The sequence below is a fragment of the Halocynthiibacter sp. SDUM655004 genome, from assembly GCF_026015885.1.
Classification (GTDB): domain Bacteria; phylum Pseudomonadota; class Alphaproteobacteria; order Rhodobacterales; family Rhodobacteraceae; genus Falsihalocynthiibacter; species Falsihalocynthiibacter halioticoli.
Map to the genome: position 1 here is coordinate 725,698 of NZ_JAPDUG010000001.1, position 21,150 is coordinate 746,847.

Here is a 21,150-nt window from a genome sequence, read left to right on the forward strand (position 1 = left end):
CGGCGACGCGCAGGTTCTGTTCATTTTTTCACAAGCACTTAGCTGCGGACAAAACCGACAATGTCATACGCTTTGTCAAGGATTGGCGAGGCAATCTTACGTGCCTTTGCAGCGCCTTCGCCAAGGATCTTGTCAATCTCGGCTGTGTCTTCCATCAAGCGCGCCATTTCGCCGGAAATCGGCGAGAGCTTGGCCACGGCCAGCTCTGAAAGCATTGGTTTGAATTCCGAGAATACCTTGCCGCCAACCTCTTTCAACACGGCCTCTGGAGTGCTGTCGTCTAGTGCCGCATAGATGTTGACAAGGTTGCGCGCCTCTAAACGACCCTCAAGCCCCTCGACCTCGCTTGGCAGCGCGTCTGGGTCGGTTTTGGCTTTGCGGATTTTGAGCGCGATTGTGTCGGCATCGTCGGTCAGGTTGATGCGGCTGGCATCAGACGGATCAGACTTCGACATCTTTTTGCTGCCATCGCGCAGGCTCATAACGCGGGTGGCTGCGCCCTCAATCACGGGTTCGGTGATGGGGAAGAAATCCACCCCGTAGTCATGGTTGAATTTTGCGGCGATATCGCGCGTGAGCTCAATATGCTGTTTCTGGTCCTCGCCCACGGGAACGTGCGTTGCGTGGTAAACGAGAATATCCGCTGCCATCAGGCTCGGATAGGTGAACAGACCAGCAGAAGCATTCTCGCGGTTTTTGCCAGCTTTGTCTTTGAACTGTGTCATGCGGTTGAGCCAGCCCATCCGCGCAACGCAGTTAAAGATCCAGCCAAGTTGGGCGTGCTCTGGAACCTGACTTTGGTTGAAGAGGATCGACTTTTTCGGATCAAGACCGGATGCAAGATAGCCCGCCGCCAATTCGCGTGTGGCACGGCGCAGGTTATCTGGGTCTTGCGGCATGGTGATCGCATGCATATCCACCATGCAGTAGAGCGTTTCTACGCCGCTGTCTTGCATATCGACAAAGCGTTTCATCGCCCCGAGATAGTTGCCAAGAGTCAGGCCGCCTGTTGGCTGGATTCCGGAAAAGACGCGCGGCGCAAATTGAGTGCCGGGCTGCGAGGGTGTTTGGACCACCTCGGTCATGGTGAATACTCCGTCTGGATTTATGTGCTCATGTCGCTTACCCATGGCGCAGGTGCGCGTCAACCGTCGCAGAGGTGTCGTGCGTAGAATACGAGACAGAACATGAGTGATTTTTCACCTTCGCCATACACGGAATCGCCATTCCTTGCGCTGCCTTGGGCGGTTGTTTGTCTTGCGTTGGTCGTCGCGGGTGTAGAGGGGTATTTGCTCCTTAGTGAGTTCGGTGCATTTGGCCCCGCCAAGATAGGCATGCGCGGTACAGCCATTCAGGAGTTTGGCTTTAACGGCGCGGTTGTGAGCTATTTCCTCGAAACGGGGCGCATTGTGCCGGGGCATCTTATGCGGCTGTTCACCTATAGCTTTGTGCAGCCAGGTTTCTCGCAGGCGGTTTTTATTGCCGTTCTGGTGTTGGCGCTGGGCAAGTTGACAGCGGAATCCCTAGGCAACGTCGCTCTTTTGATCATTTTCTTCGCCTCGGCGTTTATCGCAGCCTTTGTCTACGGCCTCGTATTCGGGGCGCAGGCAATTGCCTATGGCGGCTATCCCGGCGTGTTCGGTTTGATCGGGGCCTACACCTTTATTCGGTATCAAGAGTATGCGGCGAGCGGCGGGCCAAAAACGCGCGCGTTTAAACTTATCGCTGTTCTTGCTGGTTTACGGCTGTTCCTCGCGTTCTTTTATGGCTGGCAAAGCAATTGGGTTGCCGATTTCGCGGCATTTCCTGTGGGCGTAATTCTTGCGATTGCGCTTGTGCCGGGGGCATTTGCTGGTTTCGTGGCGAAGATGCGGCGGCAATAATTAACGGCGAAGCGCCGAGCGGAAATCTCCAATTCGAAACGCGCCGATCAAATGCCCAATGCCGAAATAGCTTACGATCCCTGAACCAATCAGGATCACCAGACCAAGCACGCCAAACCCTTCGGTTCCGAACATTGGCGTTATGACGATTTGAACACCAAAAAGCGCGCCGCCCATGAGCAGAGCCGCCAGCACAACGCGCCAGACCCGCCCCCAAAACTGAGCATCAAATCGCGCAACTGTTCCGTAGCGCCGTGCGCCAAGGGCTAGAAGTAGAACCATGAACCACCCGGCAACCGTTGTGGCAAGAGCGGCAGCCCAGAAGCCGATGAACGGAGCAAGACCGATTGCGATGGCCGCGTTTATCACCATCGAAACAACTGCATAGTAAAATGGCCGTTTGGTATCTTCGCGGGCAAAGAAAACCGGTTGAAGCAGCTTTTGCAGCACGAAACCCGGGAGCCCAAGGCCGTAGATCGCAACAGCAACAGCGGTAGCGGCTGTATCATCCGCATCAAACGCGCCACGTTCAAAAAGAACAGAGATAAGCGGCGTCGGGATTACCACGAGCGCAACAGCGGCGGGGATTGTCAGCGCCATCGAAATCTCGCCTGCGCGGCTCAGGGCGTCGCGGCTGCCGGCGGCGTCGTTCGCACCAAGGCGACGCGAAAGCTCGGGGAGCAGGACAACGCCAATTGCAATTCCAACAACTCCGAGCGGCAGTTGATAGAGACGGTCGGCATAGGCAAGCCACGCAACCGCGCCTTCGAAATGGCTCGCGACCTGACGACCGACCAACAGATTGACCTGTACAACACCACCAGCCAGCGCGGCAGGGGCGGCGATGATAAGAAGGCGTTTGAGGTCAGGCGTCATTCGCGGGCGCTTTGGAACGAGACGAAATCCGATCCGGCTCGCCGCGACCCAGACAATTGCAAGCTGCACAATGCCCGAAACGGGAACCGCCCAAGCCAATGTTAGGCCAATCGGCCAGCCCAAAGCGTCAGCGCCAAGCATTGCGGCAACAAACACCACGTTGAGAAAAACAGGGGCAGCGGCGGCGGCGGCGAAACGACCGTTGGCATTAAGCACGCCAGCCAAAAGAGCAGAGAGTGAGATGAATAGGATATAGGGAAAAGCGATGCGGCCATATAGAACAGCAAGATCAAACCGCTCGTCGCCGATAAATCCGCTCGCCATCGCGATCACAAGCCAAGGCATCAACAGATGCGCGACAAGCGAGAACACAATCAGGATGCCGCCAAGCCCCGAAAATGCATCGCGGGCGAAGGTATACGGATCTTCGCCGCGCTCCAGTTTTTTGGAGAACATCGGCACAAAGGCCATGTTGAACGCCCCTTCGGCAAAGAAACGGCGAAACATGTTGGGCAGCGAAAACGCAATCAGGAAAGCCTCTGCAACGGGGCCCGTTCCGAGAAAGCTCGCCATCAGAATGTCGCGCAGAAATCCGAGGATACGGCTCATCAGGGTCCAGAACCCAACCGTCATGAAGCCGGAGATCATGCGCGCGGGCTTCATCCGTTGAGTGCCCGTTTGGTGCCTTGCGCGATTGCTGTGCGAATTTTATCCGCCAGAACCTTTTGCTTGTCCTTGGTGTGATACTTCAGGCCGAACATATCCTTAACATAGAAGGTATCCACCACCTGCTCGCCATAGGTCGCGATGGTCGCGGTGGCGATATATACGTTTGCATTGGCCAATGTCCGCGTCAAATCAAACAGCAGGCCGGGGCGGTCGCGGGTATCAACTTCGATGATCGTATAGATTTCGGAACCTTCGTTATCGAAGGTAATGATCGTTGGAACCTTGAAGGCTTTCTCGCGCTTCTTGAGCTTGTCGCGGTCAACCAAGGCGTCTCGCGGTACAACCTCGCCAAGCAGGGTCTTCTTGATCATATTGCGCAGGCGCTGCATTCGGCTTCGGGCGTAGGGATGTCCTTCGGAATCCTGAACCCAGAAAATCGCCGTCACGTAACCGTCTTTGGTCGTGTAAGTCCGCGCATCGACCACATTGGCCCCAACCAGCGCGAGCGCCCCTGCAAGGCGCGAGAATATACCGGGATGATCGACAAGCGCGAAACAGGCTCGCGTTGCGTCGCGGTCCTCATCAAGGCTGAGATCAATCTCGATCTCGTCGTCTTTAAGCTTCTTGAGCATATTGGCAAAGACAATATGCGTGGAAAGTTGATTGCCTTGCCAATAAGGCGGGTAGTGGCGCGTAACTTCTTTGCGGACGGCTTTCTTATCCCAATCTGCAAGCGCGGTGCGCAGGGCTTTCTTGGCCTCTGTTTCGCGCGTTTCCCTGTTGAGGGCTTCAAGGCCGGACTCAAGCGCCATTGTGGTTTGGCCATGAAGATCCCTTAGGAGCATGGCTTTCCAGTTGTTCCACGTGCCCGGCCCAACGCCGCGAATGTCACAAACAGTTAAAACAGTAAGCAGGTCGAGCTGTTTGGTGTTGTTCACTGCCTTAGCAAATCCGCGAACGGTGCGAGGATCGGAAATGTCACGTTTCTGGGCGATATCCGACATCAAAAGGTGATTGCGGACGAGCCACTCGACAGTTTTGCATTCGCTTGGCTTTAGTCCGAGGCGCGGCGCGACCTTGCGGGCAATCCGCGCGCCAACAATCGAGTGGTCCTCGTCGCGGCCCTTGCCGATATCATGCAGCAGCAGCGCGACATAAAGCACCTTGCGGTTGATGCCGTCCTTGAGAATGCCGCTGGCCACGGGAAGCTCTTCGATCAACTCGCCGCGCTCGATCTGTGCGAGGGTCTTGATGCATTGGATGGTGTGCTCATCCACGGTGTAGTGATGATACATATTAAACTGCATCATCGCGACGATCTCTTGAAACTCGGGGATAAAAGCGCCGAGCACGCCGATCTCGTTCATGCGGCGGAGCGCGCGCTCGGGGTTTCCGTGCTTGAGCATGAGGTCAAGAAAAATGCGGCGCGCCTCTTTCTGATTGCGCATGTCGTCGTCGATCAGATCAAGGTTGGAGGCCACAACGCGCATGGCTTCTGGGTGCAGCAATACCCCCGTGCGAAGCCCTTCCTCAAAGATGCGCAGGATGTTCATCTTATCGGCTAGGAATTTCTCCTCATTTGCAAAGGTGAGGCGGTTCTGCACAATCTTGAACCCGTCGCGCGCTTTGCGTTTCCGTTTGAACAGTCCGACCAGTAGCGGCTCTTTCTTGACGTGCGCGGCTTCGAGAGAAGTTAGGAAAATGCGGGTCAATTCACCAACGCGGGTGGCGTGGCGAAAATAGTCCTGCATGAACAATTCAACCGCGCGGCGTCCGGCTGTGTCGATATATCCCATGCGGTCCGCTACTTCGATCTGCATGTCAAAGCTGAGCGTATCCATTGCGCGCCCTGCGATCAGATGCAGATGACAGCGCACGGCCCACAGAAAGTTTTCCGCACGGACGAAGTTGTCGTATTCTTCTTGATCGAACACACCGAGCGCCACGAGTTCTGCGGATGTGTCGACGTTATGCAGGTATTTTGCCACCCAGAACAACGTCTGGAGATCCCGCAAACCGCCTTTGCCTTCTTTGACGTTCGGCTCCACCACATAGCGCTGTCCGCCTTGTTTCTTATGGCGTTCGGCGCGCTCCTGAAGCTTTGCTTCGATGAACTCCGCTGCGGTCCCTTTGAACAGGTTTTTGTACAGGCTGTCCTCAAGGTCGCCCATGAGGTCCTCGGCTCCGGCGATGTAGCGATGCTCGAGGAGCGCTGTTCGTATGGTGATGTCTTCGCGCCCTAAGCGAACGCAATCCTTCACAGTCCGCGAGGAATGGCCCACCTTCAGACGCAAATCCCAAAGGATGTAGAGCATGGATTCAATCACGCTCTCGGCCCAAGGGGTAATCTTGTACGGGGTGAGGAAAAGCAGGTCTACGTCAGAACCAGGCGCCATTTCTGCACGGCCATAGCCGCCAACGCCCAGTAGCGTCAGGCGCTCGCCGTCGGTTGGCGTCGGGTTGGGGTGTAGAAAACCTGTGGCCACGTTATAGGCGACCATCACGAGGCAATCCGTCAGGTAGGTATAGGCGCTCGTTACTGGCATGGCTTCGCGCGGGCGCAGGGCAAATGCCGCCTCGATTGCTTCGGACCCTCTTTTGCGTTCCCGCAAAAGGATATCGACCGTCGCCTTGCGAATGACGGCCGTATCGGTTTCACCCTGAATCGTTTCGGCGAGCTCTCCGCTCACCGCGACGAGGTCAAAGATGTCATTCGGCGCACATGCTAAAGATGGCGCAGGATAGGTTAGCGGCGTCGCCTCTGCGACGTTAGAAACCGGTGCCGGAGAAGCTTCTTGGAGCGGGGTCAATTATGTTTACCTGATTGTCTTGGATCTGACCGATGGCGAGACCGCGTTGGTTCGTTCCGTCAGGGAGCAGGCGGAATACGCCATTCACACCAACGAATCCCGAAGGTTGAGTGAGAGCCGATTGGGTGAGCGCGTCTGATTTGCCCGCGCGCACAAGAGCACCGATTGCGGCGATGCCGTCATAAGAGAGCCCCGCGATCGGGTGGGGTGGTTGGCCATAGGCGTTTTCATAGCGCGAAGCGAATTGCGCCGCCAAGCCAGGATCAGGAAGGGCAAACCAGCCGCTCTGAACACCAGGAAGCGCGAGCGTCGAGGCCGGAATATCCCAGCGTGTCAGGCCGATAAATTGTGTCGCTGTCGGGTCGATGCCGTTTTCCGGCAAAAGCTGCGTGAGCAACGGAAGAGCACCTTCGGTTCCGGAAGCAAAGAGCAGAGCCTGCGCACCGGACGATTTAGCCGAAGCCGCGAGATCTGGGATCGCATTAATCACACCTTGTTGGCTCATCTCGAAAGTGCCGAGTGCCGCTACGGTTACGCCGGAGTTGTTTGCCGCAGTCACCAGTGCGTCGCGGCCTGCATCTTCAGAGAGATTGCCGGAGCCCGAAATCACCATTGCGCTGCTGATGCCCTGACGTGCTGCGTAGGACACGATGCGGTCTGCTGTGTTCTGGAAGGTATTGCCGAGCACAAATACGTTGCCGCCAGCGATGTCGGGCTTGTTCGAGAAGGCGAGAATATTCACGTTCTTATTCGAAATCGCCACGCCAACAGCGTTAGCTGATTCTGCATAAAGCGGGCCAAGAATGATTTTTGCACCATCGCTGACCGCCTCTTTGGCAACCGTTGCCGCAACATCGGCGCGGCCGGAAGTGTTGTAAACGCGCAGATCAATTTCGACGCCCTGAAGGTCTGCTATGGCAAGGCGTGCGGAATTCTCAAGAGCTGCGGCGATCAGGTTATCGCCTGAACTTGCCGAGTTGCCAGGAACCAAAAGCGCAACAGGAACAGCCTTTTGCGTGTTGATCGACGGGCCACCACCTGTGCCGCCTGGTTGACAGGCCGCGAGGAATATTGCCGCGATACCAAGGAGAAGAAATTGCAATCCAAAACGGGCATTTCGAAGAATTCTGAGCATAAAAAGGTCTCGCTTCAATTGATCGGCAACATGTCAGGCATTGACTCCAGACGGGGTGAACCTATGCGTTTACAAGAGAATAGTAAACGCTAGCGAAAGCCCAAAGAGATGAATTTCGAGACAAAAAAGCTCGCGTCCGGTCTGTATTTTGTTGCAACACCGATTGGTTCGGCGCGGGACATCACGCTACGGGCACTGGATACGCTCGCATCTGCGGATGTTATCGCTGCCGAAGATACCCGCACAGCGCGAAGACTCATGGACATTCACGGCATCCCGCTCCGAGATCGGCCAATGGTTGCGTATCACGATCACAACGGAGAGAAGGCGCGTCCGCGTTTGCTGAAATATCTCGAGGAGGGGTGCTCCGTGGCCTACGCCAGCGAAGCGGGAACGCCGCTTGTTGCTGATCCGGGCTATCACCTGTCCGTTGCCGCGATAGAAGCGGGTTATCCGGTAACCTCTGCGCCCGGACCGAGCGCTATGATCGCCGCACTTACGATTGCGGGGCTGCCGACTGATAAGTTCCTGTTCGCGGGGTTCCTTCCCAATGCGAAATCCGCGCGGCGAAAGGCACTGTCGGCTGTCGCAGATACCGATGCGACGCTTGTTTTTTATGAATCTCCAAAGCGCCTCAAAGCCAGTTTGAATGATATGGCCGACACATTCGGCTCAGAGCGAAAAGCAGCTGTTTGCCGCGAGTTAACCAAAAAATTCGAAGAGGTCGCGCGGGGCACATTGGAGGAACTCGCCTCGGCATTTGCGGAACGAACTGTCAAAGGCGAGATCGTTGTTCTTGTTAACCGCGTAGGCACGAAAACGGTGGATGCATCTTCAATTGATGATGCTCTCAAAGAGGCGCTGAAATCAAACTCTGTTAAAGATTCCGCAAGTATTGTGGCCGATACCTTCAATGTCGCGCGGCGGGATGTGTACCAAAAGGCGCTCGCCATCGCGAAAGACGCTAAGGATTAAAACACAACACGCTCTGCCGCGTTGTGAATTGCGCGGTTTTGGAGAGTTGTATGAGTGGAATGGTTTCTTATCAGGCTGGAATCGCTGCCGAAGAGTCTGTTTCGAGAGATTATTTTGCGCGTGGCTTGCCGGTCTCGCGAAAACGTTGGCGCGGGAAATCGGGAGAGATAGACCTTGTTGCGAGGAATGGCGCGGGGGTTGTCTTCGTCGAGGTCAAGAAAAGCAGAACCTTCGAGCGTGCGGCCGCACGTGTTTCTCGCCGTCAAATGCAGCGCATATTTGCAACGGCTTCTGAGTTTTTGGCCGGTGAACCAAACGGCCAAAATACCGAAGTGCGGTTTGATGTGGCGTTGGTGAACGATAAGGGGCAAGTGCAAATTCTTGAAAATGCCTTTGGACAATTCTAATTGCCATTGAACCGGTGACAACCTTGCGCCATGTAATGGGCAGCAAGGGAGAAACCGTATGTCGCTAAAAGTCGCTATTCAAATGGACCCGATCGAGAATATTGACATCGCGGGGGACAGTTCGTTTCGAATTGCGGAAGAAGCGCAAGCGCGCGGGCATTCTTTGTTCTATTACACGCCTGACAAACTTGCCTATCAAGAAGGCAAGATTACCGCGCGTGGGTGGCCGCTGACAGTACGCCGCGAAGAAGGCAATCACTTTACGCTCGGTGCCGAAACAGAAATTGATCTGGCGGATTGGGATGTTGTTTGGCTGCGGCAAGATCCGCCCTTTGACATGGGCTATATCACAACCACGCACCTGCTGGATCGCATCCATCCCGATACCCTTGTCGTGAATGATCCGTTTTGGGTGCGGAATTATCCAGAGAAATTGCTCGTACTCGATTTCCCCGACCTCACACCACCAACAACGATTGCACGTGATCTTGAGACGATCAAAGCGTTCAAGGCAGAGCATGGCGATGTCATTCTGAAACCACTCTATGGTAACGGTGGTGCGGGTGTTTTTCGGCTTGGTCCGGATGATCGCAACTTGACGTCTCTTCACGAGCTGTTTTCCGGAATTAATCGCGAACCGCTCATTGTTCAAAAATTCCTTCCAGCGGTTTCGGGCGGCGACAAACGGGTCATCTTGGTAGATGGCGAGCCCGTCGGCGCGATTAATCGCGTACCGGCCAAAGGCGAAACGCGTTCCAACATGCATGTGGGCGGAAAGCCGGAAAAAACCGAGCTAACGGAGCGTGATTTGGAAATTTGCGCAAAGATCGGCCCGCTTCTGCGGGAGAAGGGTCAGATTTTTGTCGGGATTGATGTGATTGGCGAGTATCTGACAGAGATCAATGTAACGTCCCCAACTGGAATTCTTGAGCTTGAGCGCTTCAATGGTGAGAATATTGCCGCCAAGATTTGGGAAGCGATTGAAGCCAAGCGTGCTTAAAGTTGCTGTGAGAGGGACGTTCGGTAACTGACGGCCTCGGCAACATGTGGTTTGCGGACCATTTCGGACTGGTCGAGATCTGCGATGGTGCGTGCGACTCTGAGAATCCGATGATAACCGCGCGCAGATAGCCCAAAACGATCTGAAATCTGCTCAAGAAATGCGCGGCTTTCCGAGTCTGGAGTTGCGACGTCTTCCAGCAAATTCCCTTCGATATCAGCGTTCTGGTTGATTGCCGTAAGGTTTTCATATCGTGCTTCTTGGATTTCGCGCGCGGCACGAACACGCTTGGCAATTTCAAAACTCGTTTCACCAGAAGCTGGCAAGTCGAGATCAGAATATGCCACGGGCGGAAGCTCTATGCGAAGGTCGAACCGATCCATCAATGGGCCCGAGATTTTTCCAAGGTAATCTTCGCCGCAAACGGGTGCACGGCTACATGCGCGGTTCGCATCAGCGAGATGCCCGCATCTGCAGGGGTTTGCAGCGGCGACCAGCATAATGCGGCACGGATATGTAACTTTTGCATTGGCTCGCGTGACCGCAATCTCGCCCGTTTCTAAGGGTTGTCTTAAGGTTTCAAGAACATTTCGATTGTATTCTGGAAACTCGTCCATGAAGAGTACGCCGTTATGCGCCAATGAAATTTCGCCCGGGCTTGCGCCCCGACCCCCGCCGGCAATTGCGGGCATTGAAGCAGTGTGATGCGGTGCCCGAAACGGGCGGTCGCGGCGGATGCCTTGTCCGCTCAATAAGCCGGCAACCGAGTGAACCATTGACGTTTCAAGCGCTTCGAGTGGCGTCATTTCAGGAAGAATGCCAGTCAATCGCGCGGCAAGCATCGATTTACCTGCGCCGGGAGGCCCGACCATCAACACGTGATGGCGGCCGCTCGCTGCGATTTCGAGCGCCCGTTTTGCACGTTCCTGCCCTTTTACATCGATCATATCTCCGACATGCTCTGTTGATGCGACCTCTCCGGGTTTGGCTGGAGGCAGAACCGCGTTGCCGGTGAAATGTTGAACAAGGCTGGTCAACGATGTCACGCCAAGCGCTTGTGTGCTTGAAACCCATGCCGCTTCTGGAGCGCAGCCTGCGGGACAAAGCAAATCTTTGTCTTCGCTGCTGGCGGCGAGAGCAGCAGATATCGCTCCATTGACTGGGATAATTGCCCCGTCCAACGCGAGTTCGCCAATCGCGACGAAGGCCTCGATTTCTGCAGCAGGTACGATTTCCAATGCGGCCAAAACTGCGAGGGCTATCGGTAGATCGTAATGTGATCCGGATTTCGGCAGGTCAGCGGGCGTTAGATTGACAGTGATCCTTTTTGACGGAAGCGCGACAGCCATTGCTGTGAGTGCTGATCGAATGCGCTCTATCGCTTCGGAAACCGACTTTCCCGGAAGCCCCACGATCGAAAACGCTGGCAGACCCGCCGTGACGGCGCACTGTACCTCAACAATTCGGGCGTCGACGCCCTCAAATGCAACGGTATATGCCTTTGTGATCATGGCCTGCTTCCAATTTGAATCGAATTGGAAGCAGATTGGGTTAACAAAGTTTAAGAAGTATTAACTTTCACGGGCAAGAAGCTTCATGAACTTCGGCCACGCGGCTGGGTCTGCTACGGTCTTGTCGCGGCAAAAGCGATTACAGAAGCCAAAAATCCGCCCCTCAATTTCCGCCAAGACTTCAGTAGGTTTGCCCGAGTAAGCGCAACTTGAGTTTTCTGGTGTTCCAGCGGAAACGGCTTGAGCTTTGATTGGGGTTGGGCCGGGCCAGGTTTTGGTTGCAAAATCTCTTTTGTAGAAAGGCTGATCATCGCCATCAACAAGTCCCATTGCCCTCCAGCGACGAAACGCGCCGTCGTTAAGATGAGCGTTCACGTATTCCGTGGCTTCGGATGACACATCCAAGCCATACCCCGCGATGCGTGCAGCGACGGGCGCAAAAAACGCGTCAGCAATAGAGTATGTGCCACAAAGCCAAGGCGTCTCGCTTTTGGTTTCTGTACGCGCCCATGCCCAAATCGCTTCGAGACGTCGAAGATCTTTCTCTACCTCGGCGCTTGGAGAGAAATCATCGTAGGCCACGCGAAGGTTCATCGGACAAGCTTCACGAAGCGCCATAAAGCCGGCATGCATTTCGGCTGCAAGGCTTCGGGCAATGGCGCGGTGATGCGGGTTTGCTGGCCAATGATTGTTTTCAGGGTGACGCGTGGCGAGCTCTTCGGCGATTGCTAGAGATTCCGTAATGACGTGCCCTTCAGAGGTTTTGAGGGCAGGAACAAGCCGAGCAGGGGCGAAATCCGCAAGCATTTTCGGAAAATCGTCCGTATATAGCCGAGCAAATCTCGTTTGGACTGGGATGTTGAATTTCTCAAACAACAGCCACCCCCTAAGGGACCAACTGGAGTATGCGCGATCGGTGAGAGCAAGAGTATAAGTCATAGCTTTCGATAGCTCATTAATTGCATTATCAAAAACGATAAAATCTTATGCAATCCATCAAATTAATTGATGCGATGGAGGCGAATGTATTGGCGCTTCTTTAGATATTGCCTTGCAACCGATGCCGCCGCAAGTCACGTTACGCGAGCGATTGAAAGCATTACAAAAGATAACGAATTTGGGGCGTATATGGAGTATTTTCTGTTTGTCGGGAGCTGTAATTCCGCGGTTCCTTATTTTGGAAATTCAAACGGAGAGGGCGTGAGCGCATATCGTTTCGACGCTGAAACCTGTGAGATCGCAAAGCTCGGAACGTACCCGGACGTCGAGAATTCGACATTTCTAAGCGTTAATCCGTCTGCAACCCGCTTATACACAAACTCAGAACTGCCCGGTAAACCAGAGGGGCTTGTGACAACCCTCTCTTATGACAAAGAAAATGGGACGTTCGCGCACCTAGCTGAGCAATCAAGTCGCGGCTCGATTACGGCTTACAACTCGATTACGGAAGACGGTAAATTCCTACTTGTTGCCAACTATGGCGAGCTTCAGGAAGGGCCAGATCAGTCTTTGGTGGTCTACCCGATTTTGGAAGATGGCGAGCTTGGAGCGCCGGTTTGCACTGTAAAAAATGAAGGGTGCGGGCCGAACAAAGAGCGCCAAGATCGCAGCCATACGCATTTTGCGCATCAGATGCCGAATGGAAACGTTGTTGTGGCGGATCTTGGGCTGGATAAGGTTTTTGAGTATAGTTTGAGCGCAAGTGGCCAACTTTCGCAGCAAAGGGTGTTTGATATGCCAGCAGGGAGTGGGCCGCGCCATGTTGCTTGGTCTGCTGATGGTCGATGGCTGTTTGTCGTTAACGAACTGCTGAGTAATGTTGCCACGCTCGACTTGACCAAATCACCAGAGGACGCGTTGGTATCGATCTGTCCGACGGTGCCAGAAAGTTCGGTTGGTAAGAGCTTCTGTTCAGATATCCAAATCGCGCCTGACGGGCGCTTTCTCTATGTCGGAAACCGTGGAGACGACACGATCGCGGTTTTATCTGTGGCTGCTGATGGGACGTTGACCTTGATTGCGCAGGTTCCTGCTGGCGGGAAAACGCCACGAAATCTGGCGCTTACGCCATGCGGTCGCTTCCTGTTCTCGGCCAATCAGGATTCCGATGTAATTACGCTTTTTGCGCGAGACGAAAAGGATGGAATGCTTGAGAAAAGCGCGCTTGCGATCGAAACGGGTACGCCAATGGTCGTTGCGATTGTTGCGGCGTAACCTGCTGTATTAAAAAAGCTTGTTGATGTGTTTGGCGCACCATGTGCCTTGATATTCGAGGCAGGTGACGGAAAGGTTGTCGATTTTTTGGGCGAAGACTGTGGGAGTATCTTGCCCAAGCGCGCGCTGGACCTGACATAGGATAGCGCCGAAATGGGCGACGATAATGATGTCTGTTTCCGGTCTGCGTAAGAGCCTATCCGCAGCTGAATCGACGCGTGTTCGAAGCGCGTTCCAGCTTTCTCCGCCGGGCGGGCGTGTGTCTCCGGGGGTGTCCCAAAACGCGCGGAGTGCATCTTCGCTCTCTGCGTTAACATCGTCGAAGGTCCGGTTTTCCCATTTGCCGAAATGAATTTCCCGCAAGTCAGGGTCCGGCTGCAAGGTATGGCGAGCGTTTGCGATTGCTTTGCCTGTTTCCACTGCACGCGACAAGGGCGAGGTGATGATTGGTGCGGTTTCAGGCAACGCGTCGGAAACGCGTTTGATCTGCGCGCTGTTTGAAAGGTCTGCGGGTAAATCGGTCCAGCCGACCATAGTTTTGGCATGGGTCGGCGCATGGCGAACCCACCATAATCTTTTGATATCGTTCACGGGTTTGCCTCTGGAAGCTTACCTTTAAAGGTAAGAGGAAGGCCTGCCATTACGGCTACAACCGTGTCTGATGCGGCGGCGAGCTCTTGGTTCAATTTTCCTTGAGCATTTGCAAATCTTCGCGCGAGTGATGTGGCAGCAATTCCTCCTCCGCCAACCTCGTTGCTCACGATAATAACGGGGGCATTACAGTCGGCGAGCGCGGCTAGGAGCGCCCTAGTGCGTGCCTCTACGTCGAAATCTGCCATGAGCAGGTTGCTTAACCAGAGTGTCGCGCAGTCGAGGAGGATTACGTCTCTACTTGATGCACTGACGAATTGCGCTTCAATATCAACGGGTTCCTCGATTGTCGTCCAGCCACTTCCGCGAGATGATTTGTGCCGCTCTATTTTGATCTTCATGTCGTCGTCAAACGCCTGCGCTGTTGCGAGATAGATGCGGTTCAGTCCGCTCTCCACTGCTAACCGTTCAGCGAAATCAGATTTCCCAGAAGCAACACCACCCAGAACAAGCGTTAGATTTGGCAGCATAGTTTGCCCCGTTTCCCGTTTTTGCGCAGCCTATCAGGGGTTTGCCGCGAGGTTAAGGGCTGGCATTTTAGCCGCGCGGGTCTTAGCAATGGTATGACAGAACCAAAGGGGCAAGAGATGCTTGCGCAAAAACGTATCCTTTTGATCATTGGTGGTGGTATTGCTGCCTATAAATCGCTCGATCTTATCCGCCGTTTCAAGGAGCGCGGTGCGGAGGTGACGCCTGTGTTGACTAAGGCGGGTGCGGAATTTGTTACGCCGCTCTCTGTTTCGGCGTTGGCGGGGCAGAAGGTCTTTGGCGATCTGTTTGATCTCACGGATGAAGCAGAGATGGGACATATTGAACTGTCGCGCGCAGCGGATTTGATCGTAGTTGCGCCTGCGACGGCGGACCTTATGGCAAAGGCCGCGCAAGGGCATGCAAATGATTTGGCCAGTACCGTCTTGCTCGCCACGGATACACGCGTATTGCTCGCGCCGGCTATGAACATACGCATGTGGACGCATCCAGCAACCCAGCGGAATATTGAAACGCTTAAGGCAGACGGGCAAGCGTTTGTCGGACCGAATGAAGGCGATATGGCCTGTGGTGAATTTGGCCCTGGTCGTATGTCGGAACCATTGGAGATTGTCGCAGCGGCGGAGGCGATGTTGGCCGACGGGCCGCTTGCGGGGCGAAAAATAGTTGTGACGTCAGGCCCGACTCACGAGCCGATCGATCCGGTGCGGTATATTGCAAACCGCTCGTCCGGCGCGCAGGGAACCGCAATTGCGCGTGCGCTTGTGGCGCTTGGTGCTGAGGTTGTTTTTGTAACGGGGCCTGCGGATGTTGCGCCACCAGAAGGCGTTGTTCTCAAGCGCGTCGAAACAGCAAATGATATGCGCAAAGCAGTCATGGAGGCGCTCCCCGCAGATGCCGCTATTTTTGCGGCTGCCGTAGCAGATTGGCGCGTTTCGAACGCAGCAGATAGCAAGATGAAGAAAACCAAAACGGGCCTTCCTGCACTCGAATTTGCCGAGAACCCGGATATTTTGGCTGATGTGAGCAAAGACAAAGCCCGCCCTGCGTTGGTTGTTGGGTTTGCGGCAGAAACCGACGACGTTATTGAAAACGCGACGGCTAAACGTAAGCGGAAAGGCTGTGACTGGATTGTTGCAAATGATGTCTCGCCCAAAACCGGAATTATGGGCGGTAGTGAGAACGCGGTGACAATCATTGATGAAAACGGCGCCGACAATTGGCCACGAATGGGCAAAGATCAAGTTGCTCGTAAATTGGCAGAGCGTATTTCAGAGGCCTTGCAGGGTAAGCAGAAGTGACTGTTTCTATTAAGATAAAGCGGCTCGAAGGGGCAGACGAAGCTCTTTCTTTGCCATCCTACGAAACTGCAGGTGCTGCTGGCGCGGATGTCTGTGCGAACTTTCCAGTTGATGAACGCGACGGGATTGTTTTGGAGCCAATGGAGCGCGCATTGGTGCCCACGGGGTTAAGTTTGGAAATTCCTGTCGGATATGAAGTTCAGGTTCGGCCCCGTTCAGGCTTGGCGCTTAAGCATGGGGTCACGTTGGTCAATACACCTGGCACGATCGATAGCGATTATCGCGGGCCGCTTGGTGTGATTATGATTAATTTGGGTACGGAGCCATTTGAAATTCGGCATGGAGATCGCATTGCGCAGTTGATCGTTGCGCCAGTTACGCAAGCGACGTTTGAGGCCGCCGATTCCTTGAGTGAAACGGCCAGAGGGGCGGGGGGCTTTGGCTCCACCGGACAGCGCGGATAAATGGCGATTACCTTTGTTCTGATGGGGGTGATCTGGTTTGGTGGGCCGATCTTGCGCCTTCCGAAAGCCGTGCGCGCGCTTCTTGTTGGATTGATCTATGTGCTTGGATTTGTTGTTTTATTGACCCTTCCCGAAGGGCACAATATGCGCGAATTGTTTGGCGATAGTGTGGGTATTTGGGCGCTCGTGGGGATGTGTGGTGCTGTTGTCGGTCTGTACGTCTGGGCGCTGCCGCTTTTGCGAAAACGCGGAGAAACGGCTGCCGGGGTTGTGCCGGAAGCTGGCGGATCGTTTTCGGAAACCGAGCTTGATCGCTATGCCCGCCACATCGTGTTGCGAGAAGTTGGCGGCCTTGGCCAGAAACGGTTGCGAGAGGCGCGCGTTTTGGTGATTGGTGCGGGGGGGCTTGGGGCTCCGGCGTTGCAATACCTTGGTGCGGCGGGCGTTGGAACCATCGGCGTTGTTGACGATGACGTGGTCGAGAATGCCAATCTTCAGCGTCAGGTGATCCATAAAGATGCGGCTATCGGTACACCCAAGGTCTTTTCTGCCCAATCTGAACTTCAGGCGCAGAACCCGTTTATTTCGGTGCGCCCCTATCATCGACGGTTGGATCAGGAGAGCGCCGAGGCCCTGTTTGCCGAATATGATCTGATCCTTGATGGCACAGATAATTTTGACACCCGATATATGGTTAACCGCGTTGCTGTGGCGCTTGGGAAGCCACTTATCTCTGCGGCGATGACCCAATGGGAGGGGCAGATTTCGCTCTATGATCCCGCGCATGGCGGGCCATGCTATCAATGCGTTTTCCCAGAGCCACCCGCGCCGGGATTGGTTCCGAGTTGTTCAGAAGCCGGCGTCATCGGGCCGCTCCCTGGTGTTATGGGCTCAATGATGGCGGTGGAGGCGATCAAGGTCATTACGGGCGCAGGCGAGAACCTGCGCGGCGTATTGTTCACATATGACGCGCTCTATGGCGAGACACGAAAATTCACCACCAGCAAGCGAGCGGACTGTCCTGTTTGCGGTGCGATACAAGTGCGCGCTTGATGCGCGCAATCAAAGGAGACTTTCATGACCAACCCGCTTCTGTCTGATTGGGACACGCCGTTTCAGCTGCCGCCATTTGCCGAGATTTCGGACGATGATTTCGAAGCGGCGGTCCACGAAACGCTCGCCAGTGCGCGCGCTGCGGTCGATGCGGTTGCCAATAATCCAGAGGCACCAAGTTTCGAGAACACGGTTGAGGCGTTGGAACTCGCGGATGCGGATTTGGGGCGTGTTTTGGGCGTTTTCTATAATCTTGCAGGGGCAGACAGCACAGAGAAACGCCAAGAGCTACAACGGGCATTTTCTCCGCTTCTTGCGGCCTACTCGAGCGATGTTTCAATGAACAAAGAGTTGTTTGAGCGGGTAGAAACCCTTTGGCAACAGCGCGACAGCCTTAACCTGAACGACGAACAAGCGCGGGTGCTTGAGCTGTGTCGCCGCGGGTTTGTACGCGCGGGCGCGCAGCTTGAGGGGGATGCGCGCGAGCGTCATCGCGAAATCAAAGCGCGGCTTGCTGTTTTGGGTACAGAATTTGGCCAGAACCTTTTGGCAGATGAGCGCGAGTGGTCGATGCCGCTTTCGGAAGATGATCTGGAGGGGCTGCCGGATTTCGTGGTCGCGGCGGCGCGTTCGGCGGGGGAGGCGCTCGGCCACGATGGGCCAGCGGTTACACTTTCACGGTCGCTCATTGTGCCGTTTCTGCAATTTTCGCCACGACGCGAATTGCGCAAAACCGCGTTTGAGGCTTGGGTCGCGCGCGGCGCAAATGGTGGTGAGACAGACAACCGAGAGATCACGCGCGAAACACTGGAGTTGCGCGCGGAGCGGGCTGCGCTTTTGGGCTATGATAGCTATGCGGCCTACAAGCTCGAAACTGAAATGGCCAAAACGCCAGAAGCGGTGCACGACCTGTTGATGCAGGTTTGGAACAAGGCCAAGCCCGCAGCCGAAGCCGATGCCGAAGTACTGGCCGAAATGCTGGCCAAAGACGGGATCAACGGACCACTGGAGGCGTGGGATTGGTTTTATTACGCCGAGAAACGCCGCCTTGCAGAGCACGACTTGGACGAAGCTGAGTTGAAGCCTTACTTCCAGCTTGATCGGATGATTGAAGCTGCGTTTGATTGTGCAAACCGGCTGTTTGGACTTGAGGCGCGTGCGCTTGATGTGCCGCTCTATCATCCGGATTGCCGCGCGTGGGAGTTTACACGAAACGGCGAACATATTGCCGTTTTCATCGGTGATTATTTTGCCCGCGCGAGCAAACGCTCCGGTGCGTGGTGTTCGGCGATGCGCAGCCAGAAGAAGCTTGGCGGCGACGTACGCCCAATCGTTGTGAATGTCTGTAACTTCGCCAAACCGCCAGAAGGAGAACCCGCGCTGCTGTCTTATGATGATGCGCGGACCTTGTTCCACGAGTTTGGTCACGCGCTTCACCAGATGCTCTCGGATGTGACCTATGAAAGCATTTCGGGAACTTCTGTCGCGCGCGATTTTGTCGAGCTACCAAGCCAGCTTTATGAGCATTGGCTTGAGGTGCCGGAAGTGCTGGAGAAACACGCGATCCACGCCGAAACGGGCGAGGCAATACCCGCGGATTTGATGAAACGGCTTTTGGACGCGCAGACTTACAACACCGGCTTTGCAACGGTTGAATATGTTTCTTCTGCCCTAGTTGATTTGGCGTTTCACGACGGTCCCGCGCCCAAAGACACAATGGCGCGCCAGGCCGAAGTCCTTGACGGCATTTCAATGCCTTATGCAATTCGTATGCGCCATGCGACACCTGGATTTGCACATGTATTTGCGGGTGATGGCTATGCCAGTGCCTATTACAGCTATATGTGGTCTGAAGTGATGGACGCGGATGCATTCAAGGCGTTTGAAGAGGGCGAAGGGCCGTTTGATCCGGCACTTTCGAAGCGGCTAGAGGAGCATATCCTGTCGGCAGGCGGCTCGCGCGATCCAGAAGAGCTTTATCGTGCGTTTCGCGGACGTATGCCAAGCGTTGACGCGCTGCTTGAGGGGCGCGGGTTGCTTTAACGGTTACTTGCGAATCTCGTCGTCGCGTACGCCCCAAACAGCGGATTTCGGCGCCCAGCCCCTAAGGCCGTCGACGCTTAACTTGCACCATGTTCGATCGCAGGCCCCAAGCCGCGCGATCACGTCCTGTTCGAGCTTGGCAACTGCTTTGGCGTCCGGTTGGGGGAGAATCTTAAGCTCAACCTCTTTGGCGGTCACAACAACGGTGCGCACGCCAGAGAGAAGAGTGAAATGCACCCAGCCGCCCGCACCGTCACGGTCATGGACGCGCCGCCAATGGCCGAACTCTGCGGTGATCTCCAGCGGCATATCGCGGTGTTTATAAACCCAATCAATGCGGTGCGTGAGGGAAGGGCCGCGCCGAACGTTCGCCTCGGTGGCTTTCATCGAAACAAAACGCGGAATCGGCAAGTTGGTCACGGGGCCGCGCTCTTGCGCGTGGGCGGCCTGAAGCCCGAGCATGGCCACGAGGGCCCAAATCGTCTTGCGGAGACTCATCGGATTTCTACCTGAATTTCTACTGCGCCTGTCTGTCGGTTCTTGTGTCCGATCATTTCATGGGCCACCTTAGCAGGGAGCGAACCAAAGAAAAGATGAGGGAGCATCCCATGTGCGCAAAACGTCTGAGTGTTGTTGTTACACGACGGTTGCCTGTGGCGGTCGAAACTCGCCTGAAAGAGCTGTTTGATACGACCCTGCGTGTGGACGACACGCCGATGAGCAAAGCCGAACTGGTTGCCGCAATGAAGAAATGCGATGTGTTGGTGCCAACCGTAACGGATTCGATCGACGCGAGCATGCTTGCTTCGGCTGGGCCGGACCTCAAACTGATCGCGAATTACGGCGCGGGGGTGGATCACATCGACGTGGCAACTGCGCGGGAGCGGGGCATTCTTGTGTCAAACACACCAGGGGTTGTAACCGAAGACACCGCCGATATCGCTATGATGCTTATTATTGCGGTTACGCGGCGGATTCCCGAAGGGTTAAGCCTGATGCAAACCGGCGAGTGGCGGGGCTGGACCCCGACGGCGATGCTCGGTGGTCGGATTGCAGGAAAGAAGCTTGGTATCCTTGGTATGGGCCGCATCGGACGCGCCGTTGCCAAGCGCGCGGCTGCCTTTGGCATGGAGATAAATTACAACAATCGCAAGCGGTTGCACCCCGAGGTCGAAGAGCGCCTTGGCGCAACGTGGTGGGAGAGTCTCGATCAAATGGTGGCGCGGGTCGATGTGCTGTCGATCAACTGCCCCCATACGCCGAGTACATTTCACTTGATGAATGCGCGGCGGCTTAAGTTGATGAAACCTTCGGCGGTTATCGTCAACACCTCTCGGGGCGAGGTGATCGACGAGAACGCGCTTACACGGATGTTGCGCGCCGGAGAGATCGCGGGCGCGGGGCTGGATGTTTTCGAAGATGGCGCGAACATCAATCCTCGTCTGCGCGCGCTTGATAATGTTGCCCTTCTTCCGCACGTCGGTTCGGCGACCCGCGAAGGACGGATCGAAATGGGCGAGCGCGTTATGATAAATATCAAAACCTTTGACGACGGACATCGCCCACCTGATCTTGTGGTGCCGGGCGTTATTTAAGGCGCGAGCCCAGTCGGGTTTTGAACATGCAAACCGAGGTTTAGGTCGGTTTTGTGCGCTCTTGGGTCGGCGAG

19 protein-coding genes are annotated in these 21,150 nt (G+C 55.2%); 10 read left to right on the top strand and 9 right to left on the bottom strand.

The annotated features are described in order from the left end of the window. Positions 1 to 38: 38 nt before the first annotated feature. The gene (gene trpS / locus N9C89_RS03580; protein ID WP_263952467.1) at positions 39 to 1,085 is read right to left on the bottom strand and encodes a tryptophan--tRNA ligase; all 1,047 of its coding nucleotides are present in this window, start codon (positions 1,083 to 1,085) and stop codon (positions 39 to 41) included. A 102-nt stretch (positions 1,086 to 1,187) separates the two neighbouring features. Between trpS and N9C89_RS03585 the strand changes: the two genes are divergently transcribed. Then, positions 1,188 to 1,883, top strand: coding sequence for a rhomboid family intramembrane serine protease (locus tag N9C89_RS03585; RefSeq protein ID WP_263952468.1), 696 nt, complete (start codon positions 1,188 to 1,190; stop codon positions 1,881 to 1,883). Here N9C89_RS03585 and murJ read toward each other — a convergent pair whose 3' ends face one another. From murJ to N9C89_RS03600, 3 genes are read right to left on the bottom strand one after another with little or no spacing between them, the layout of a single operon-like run. After that, complete coding sequence (gene murJ, locus N9C89_RS03590; RefSeq protein WP_263952469.1) at positions 1,884 to 3,422, bottom strand: murein biosynthesis integral membrane protein MurJ; 1,539 nt, start codon at positions 3,420 to 3,422, stop codon at positions 1,884 to 1,886. It lies immediately after the preceding gene. After that, complete coding sequence (locus N9C89_RS03595) at positions 3,419 to 6,238, bottom strand: [protein-PII] uridylyltransferase (protein ID WP_263952470.1); 2,820 nt, start codon at positions 6,236 to 6,238, stop codon at positions 3,419 to 3,421. The genes murJ and N9C89_RS03595 overlap by 4 nt, the downstream gene beginning before the upstream one ends. Continuing rightward, entirely contained in the window at positions 6,198 to 7,373 is a 1,176-nt protein-coding gene (locus N9C89_RS03600; RefSeq protein ID WP_263952471.1) for a penicillin-binding protein activator, read from the bottom strand. Before N9C89_RS03600 ends, N9C89_RS03595 begins: the two co-directional genes overlap by 41 nt. A gap of 108 nt (positions 7,374 to 7,481) precedes the next feature. Here N9C89_RS03600 and rsmI point away from each other — a divergent pair, with 108 nt between their 5' ends. The 3 genes from rsmI to gshB are packed head-to-tail and all read left to right on the top strand — an operon-like array spanning position 7,482 to position 9,755. Next, positions 7,482 to 8,348, top strand: a complete 867-nt coding sequence (gene rsmI / locus N9C89_RS03605; RefSeq protein ID WP_263952472.1) for a 16S rRNA (cytidine(1402)-2'-O)-methyltransferase — start codon at positions 7,482 to 7,484, stop codon at positions 8,346 to 8,348. A gap of 50 nt (positions 8,349 to 8,398) precedes the next feature. Further along, a complete protein-coding gene (locus tag N9C89_RS03610) occupies positions 8,399 to 8,755 on the top strand; it encodes a YraN family protein (protein WP_263952473.1) in 357 nt (118 codons plus the stop codon). A gap of 58 nt (positions 8,756 to 8,813) precedes the next feature. After that, on the top strand, positions 8,814 to 9,755 hold the full coding sequence (gene gshB, locus N9C89_RS03615) for a glutathione synthase (RefSeq protein WP_263952474.1): 942 nt from the start codon (positions 8,814 to 8,816) through the stop codon (positions 9,753 to 9,755). Here the strand turns inward: gshB and N9C89_RS03620 are convergent. Continuing rightward, positions 9,752 to 11,266 (bottom strand): YifB family Mg chelatase-like AAA ATPase, encoded by a 1,515-nt coding sequence (locus N9C89_RS03620; protein WP_263952475.1) that lies wholly within the window; start codon positions 11,264 to 11,266, stop codon positions 9,752 to 9,754. The genes gshB and N9C89_RS03620 overlap by 4 nt on opposite strands. A gap of 60 nt (positions 11,267 to 11,326) precedes the next feature. Next, on the bottom strand, positions 11,327 to 12,205 hold the full coding sequence (locus N9C89_RS03625; RefSeq protein ID WP_263952476.1) for a glutathione S-transferase: 879 nt from the start codon (positions 12,203 to 12,205) through the stop codon (positions 11,327 to 11,329). Positions 12,206 to 12,394: 189 nt separating this feature from the next. Between N9C89_RS03625 and N9C89_RS03630 the strand changes: the two genes are divergently transcribed. Beyond that, positions 12,395 to 13,480: a lactonase family protein gene (locus tag N9C89_RS03630; protein WP_263952477.1), complete on the top strand. Its 1,086-nt coding sequence runs from the start codon at positions 12,395 to 12,397 to the stop codon at positions 13,478 to 13,480. A gap of 9 nt (positions 13,481 to 13,489) precedes the next feature. Here the strand turns inward: N9C89_RS03630 and N9C89_RS03635 are convergent, their stop codons facing one another. Then, on the bottom strand, positions 13,490 to 14,071 hold the full coding sequence (locus tag N9C89_RS03635) for a histidine phosphatase family protein (RefSeq protein WP_317134923.1): 582 nt from the start codon (positions 14,069 to 14,071) through the stop codon (positions 13,490 to 13,492). After that, positions 14,068 to 14,601 (bottom strand): bifunctional adenosylcobinamide kinase/adenosylcobinamide-phosphate guanylyltransferase, encoded by a 534-nt coding sequence (cobU, locus tag N9C89_RS03640; protein WP_263952478.1) that lies wholly within the window; start codon positions 14,599 to 14,601, stop codon positions 14,068 to 14,070. The genes N9C89_RS03635 and cobU overlap by 4 nt, the downstream gene beginning before the upstream one ends. A gap of 117 nt (positions 14,602 to 14,718) precedes the next feature. Here cobU and coaBC point away from each other — a divergent pair, with 117 nt between their 5' ends. Genes coaBC through N9C89_RS03660 form a run of 4 tightly spaced genes read left to right on the top strand, consistent with a single transcriptional unit; the run spans position 14,719 to position 19,481 of the window. Further along, positions 14,719 to 15,921 (top strand): bifunctional phosphopantothenoylcysteine decarboxylase/phosphopantothenate--cysteine ligase CoaBC, encoded by a 1,203-nt coding sequence (gene coaBC / locus N9C89_RS03645; RefSeq protein WP_263953274.1) that lies wholly within the window; start codon positions 14,719 to 14,721, stop codon positions 15,919 to 15,921. Continuing rightward, positions 15,918 to 16,385 carry a dUTP diphosphatase gene (gene dut / locus N9C89_RS03650; protein ID WP_263952479.1) on the top strand — a complete coding sequence of 156 codons (468 nt, stop codon included), beginning with the start codon at positions 15,918 to 15,920 and terminating at the stop codon, positions 16,383 to 16,385. The genes coaBC and dut overlap by 4 nt, the downstream gene beginning before the upstream one ends. After that, complete coding sequence (locus N9C89_RS03655; RefSeq protein ID WP_263952480.1) at positions 16,386 to 17,438, top strand: HesA/MoeB/ThiF family protein; 1,053 nt, start codon at positions 16,386 to 16,388, stop codon at positions 17,436 to 17,438. Between the two features lie 24 nt (positions 17,439 to 17,462). Next, positions 17,463 to 19,481: a M3 family metallopeptidase gene (locus tag N9C89_RS03660; RefSeq protein WP_263952481.1), complete on the top strand. Its 2,019-nt coding sequence runs from the start codon at positions 17,463 to 17,465 to the stop codon at positions 19,479 to 19,481. 3 nt (positions 19,482 to 19,484) lie between these two features. Here N9C89_RS03660 and N9C89_RS03665 read toward each other — a convergent pair whose 3' ends face one another. Continuing rightward, positions 19,485 to 19,979 (bottom strand): SH3 domain-containing protein, encoded by a 495-nt coding sequence (locus tag N9C89_RS03665; protein WP_263952482.1) that lies wholly within the window; start codon positions 19,977 to 19,979, stop codon positions 19,485 to 19,487. Positions 19,980 to 20,089: 110 nt separating this feature from the next. On the opposite strand from N9C89_RS03665, the gene N9C89_RS03670 reads away from it, so the two are divergent. Next, on the top strand, positions 20,090 to 21,076 hold the full coding sequence (locus tag N9C89_RS03670; RefSeq protein WP_263952483.1) for a 2-hydroxyacid dehydrogenase: 987 nt from the start codon (positions 20,090 to 20,092) through the stop codon (positions 21,074 to 21,076). Positions 21,077 to 21,150: the final 74 nt, after the last annotated feature.

What these genes read in the sequence shown, in the direction of transcription:
- murJ (WP_263952469.1), bottom strand. Translation starts at nt 3,422, where the DNA reads ATGAAGCCCGCGCGCATGATCTCCGGCTTCATGACGGTTGGGTTCTGG.
- gshB (WP_263952474.1), top strand. Translation starts at nt 8,814, where the DNA reads ATGTCGCTAAAAGTCGCTATTCAAATGGACCCGATCGAGAATATTGAC.
- N9C89_RS03625 (WP_263952476.1), bottom strand. Translation starts at nt 12,205, where the DNA reads ATGACTTATACTCTTGCTCTCACCGATCGCGCATACTCCAGTTGGTCC.
- N9C89_RS03655 (WP_263952480.1), top strand. Translation starts at nt 16,386, where the DNA reads ATGGCGATTACCTTTGTTCTGATGGGGGTGATCTGGTTTGGTGGGCCG.
- N9C89_RS03585 (WP_263952468.1), top strand. Translation starts at nt 1,188, where the DNA reads ATGAGTGATTTTTCACCTTCGCCATACACGGAATCGCCATTCCTTGCG.
- N9C89_RS03600 (WP_263952471.1), bottom strand. Translation starts at nt 7,373, where the DNA reads ATGCTCAGAATTCTTCGAAATGCCCGTTTTGGATTGCAATTTCTTCTC.
- N9C89_RS03670 (WP_263952483.1), top strand. Translation starts at nt 20,090, where the DNA reads ATGTGCGCAAAACGTCTGAGTGTTGTTGTTACACGACGGTTGCCTGTG.
- N9C89_RS03610 (WP_263952473.1), top strand. Translation starts at nt 8,399, where the DNA reads ATGAGTGGAATGGTTTCTTATCAGGCTGGAATCGCTGCCGAAGAGTCT.
- rsmI (WP_263952472.1), top strand. Translation starts at nt 7,482, where the DNA reads ATGAATTTCGAGACAAAAAAGCTCGCGTCCGGTCTGTATTTTGTTGCA.
- cobU (WP_263952478.1), bottom strand. Translation starts at nt 14,601, where the DNA reads ATGCTGCCAAATCTAACGCTTGTTCTGGGTGGTGTTGCTTCTGGGAAA.
- N9C89_RS03630 (WP_263952477.1), top strand. Translation starts at nt 12,395, where the DNA reads ATGGAGTATTTTCTGTTTGTCGGGAGCTGTAATTCCGCGGTTCCTTAT.
- coaBC (WP_263953274.1), top strand. Translation starts at nt 14,719, where the DNA reads ATGCTTGCGCAAAAACGTATCCTTTTGATCATTGGTGGTGGTATTGCT.
- trpS (WP_263952467.1), bottom strand. Translation starts at nt 1,085, where the DNA reads ATGACCGAGGTGGTCCAAACACCCTCGCAGCCCGGCACTCAATTTGCG.
- N9C89_RS03620 (WP_263952475.1), bottom strand. Translation starts at nt 11,266, where the DNA reads ATGATCACAAAGGCATATACCGTTGCATTTGAGGGCGTCGACGCCCGA.
- N9C89_RS03660 (WP_263952481.1), top strand. Translation starts at nt 17,463, where the DNA reads ATGACCAACCCGCTTCTGTCTGATTGGGACACGCCGTTTCAGCTGCCG.
- N9C89_RS03665 (WP_263952482.1), bottom strand. Translation starts at nt 19,979, where the DNA reads ATGAGTCTCCGCAAGACGATTTGGGCCCTCGTGGCCATGCTCGGGCTT.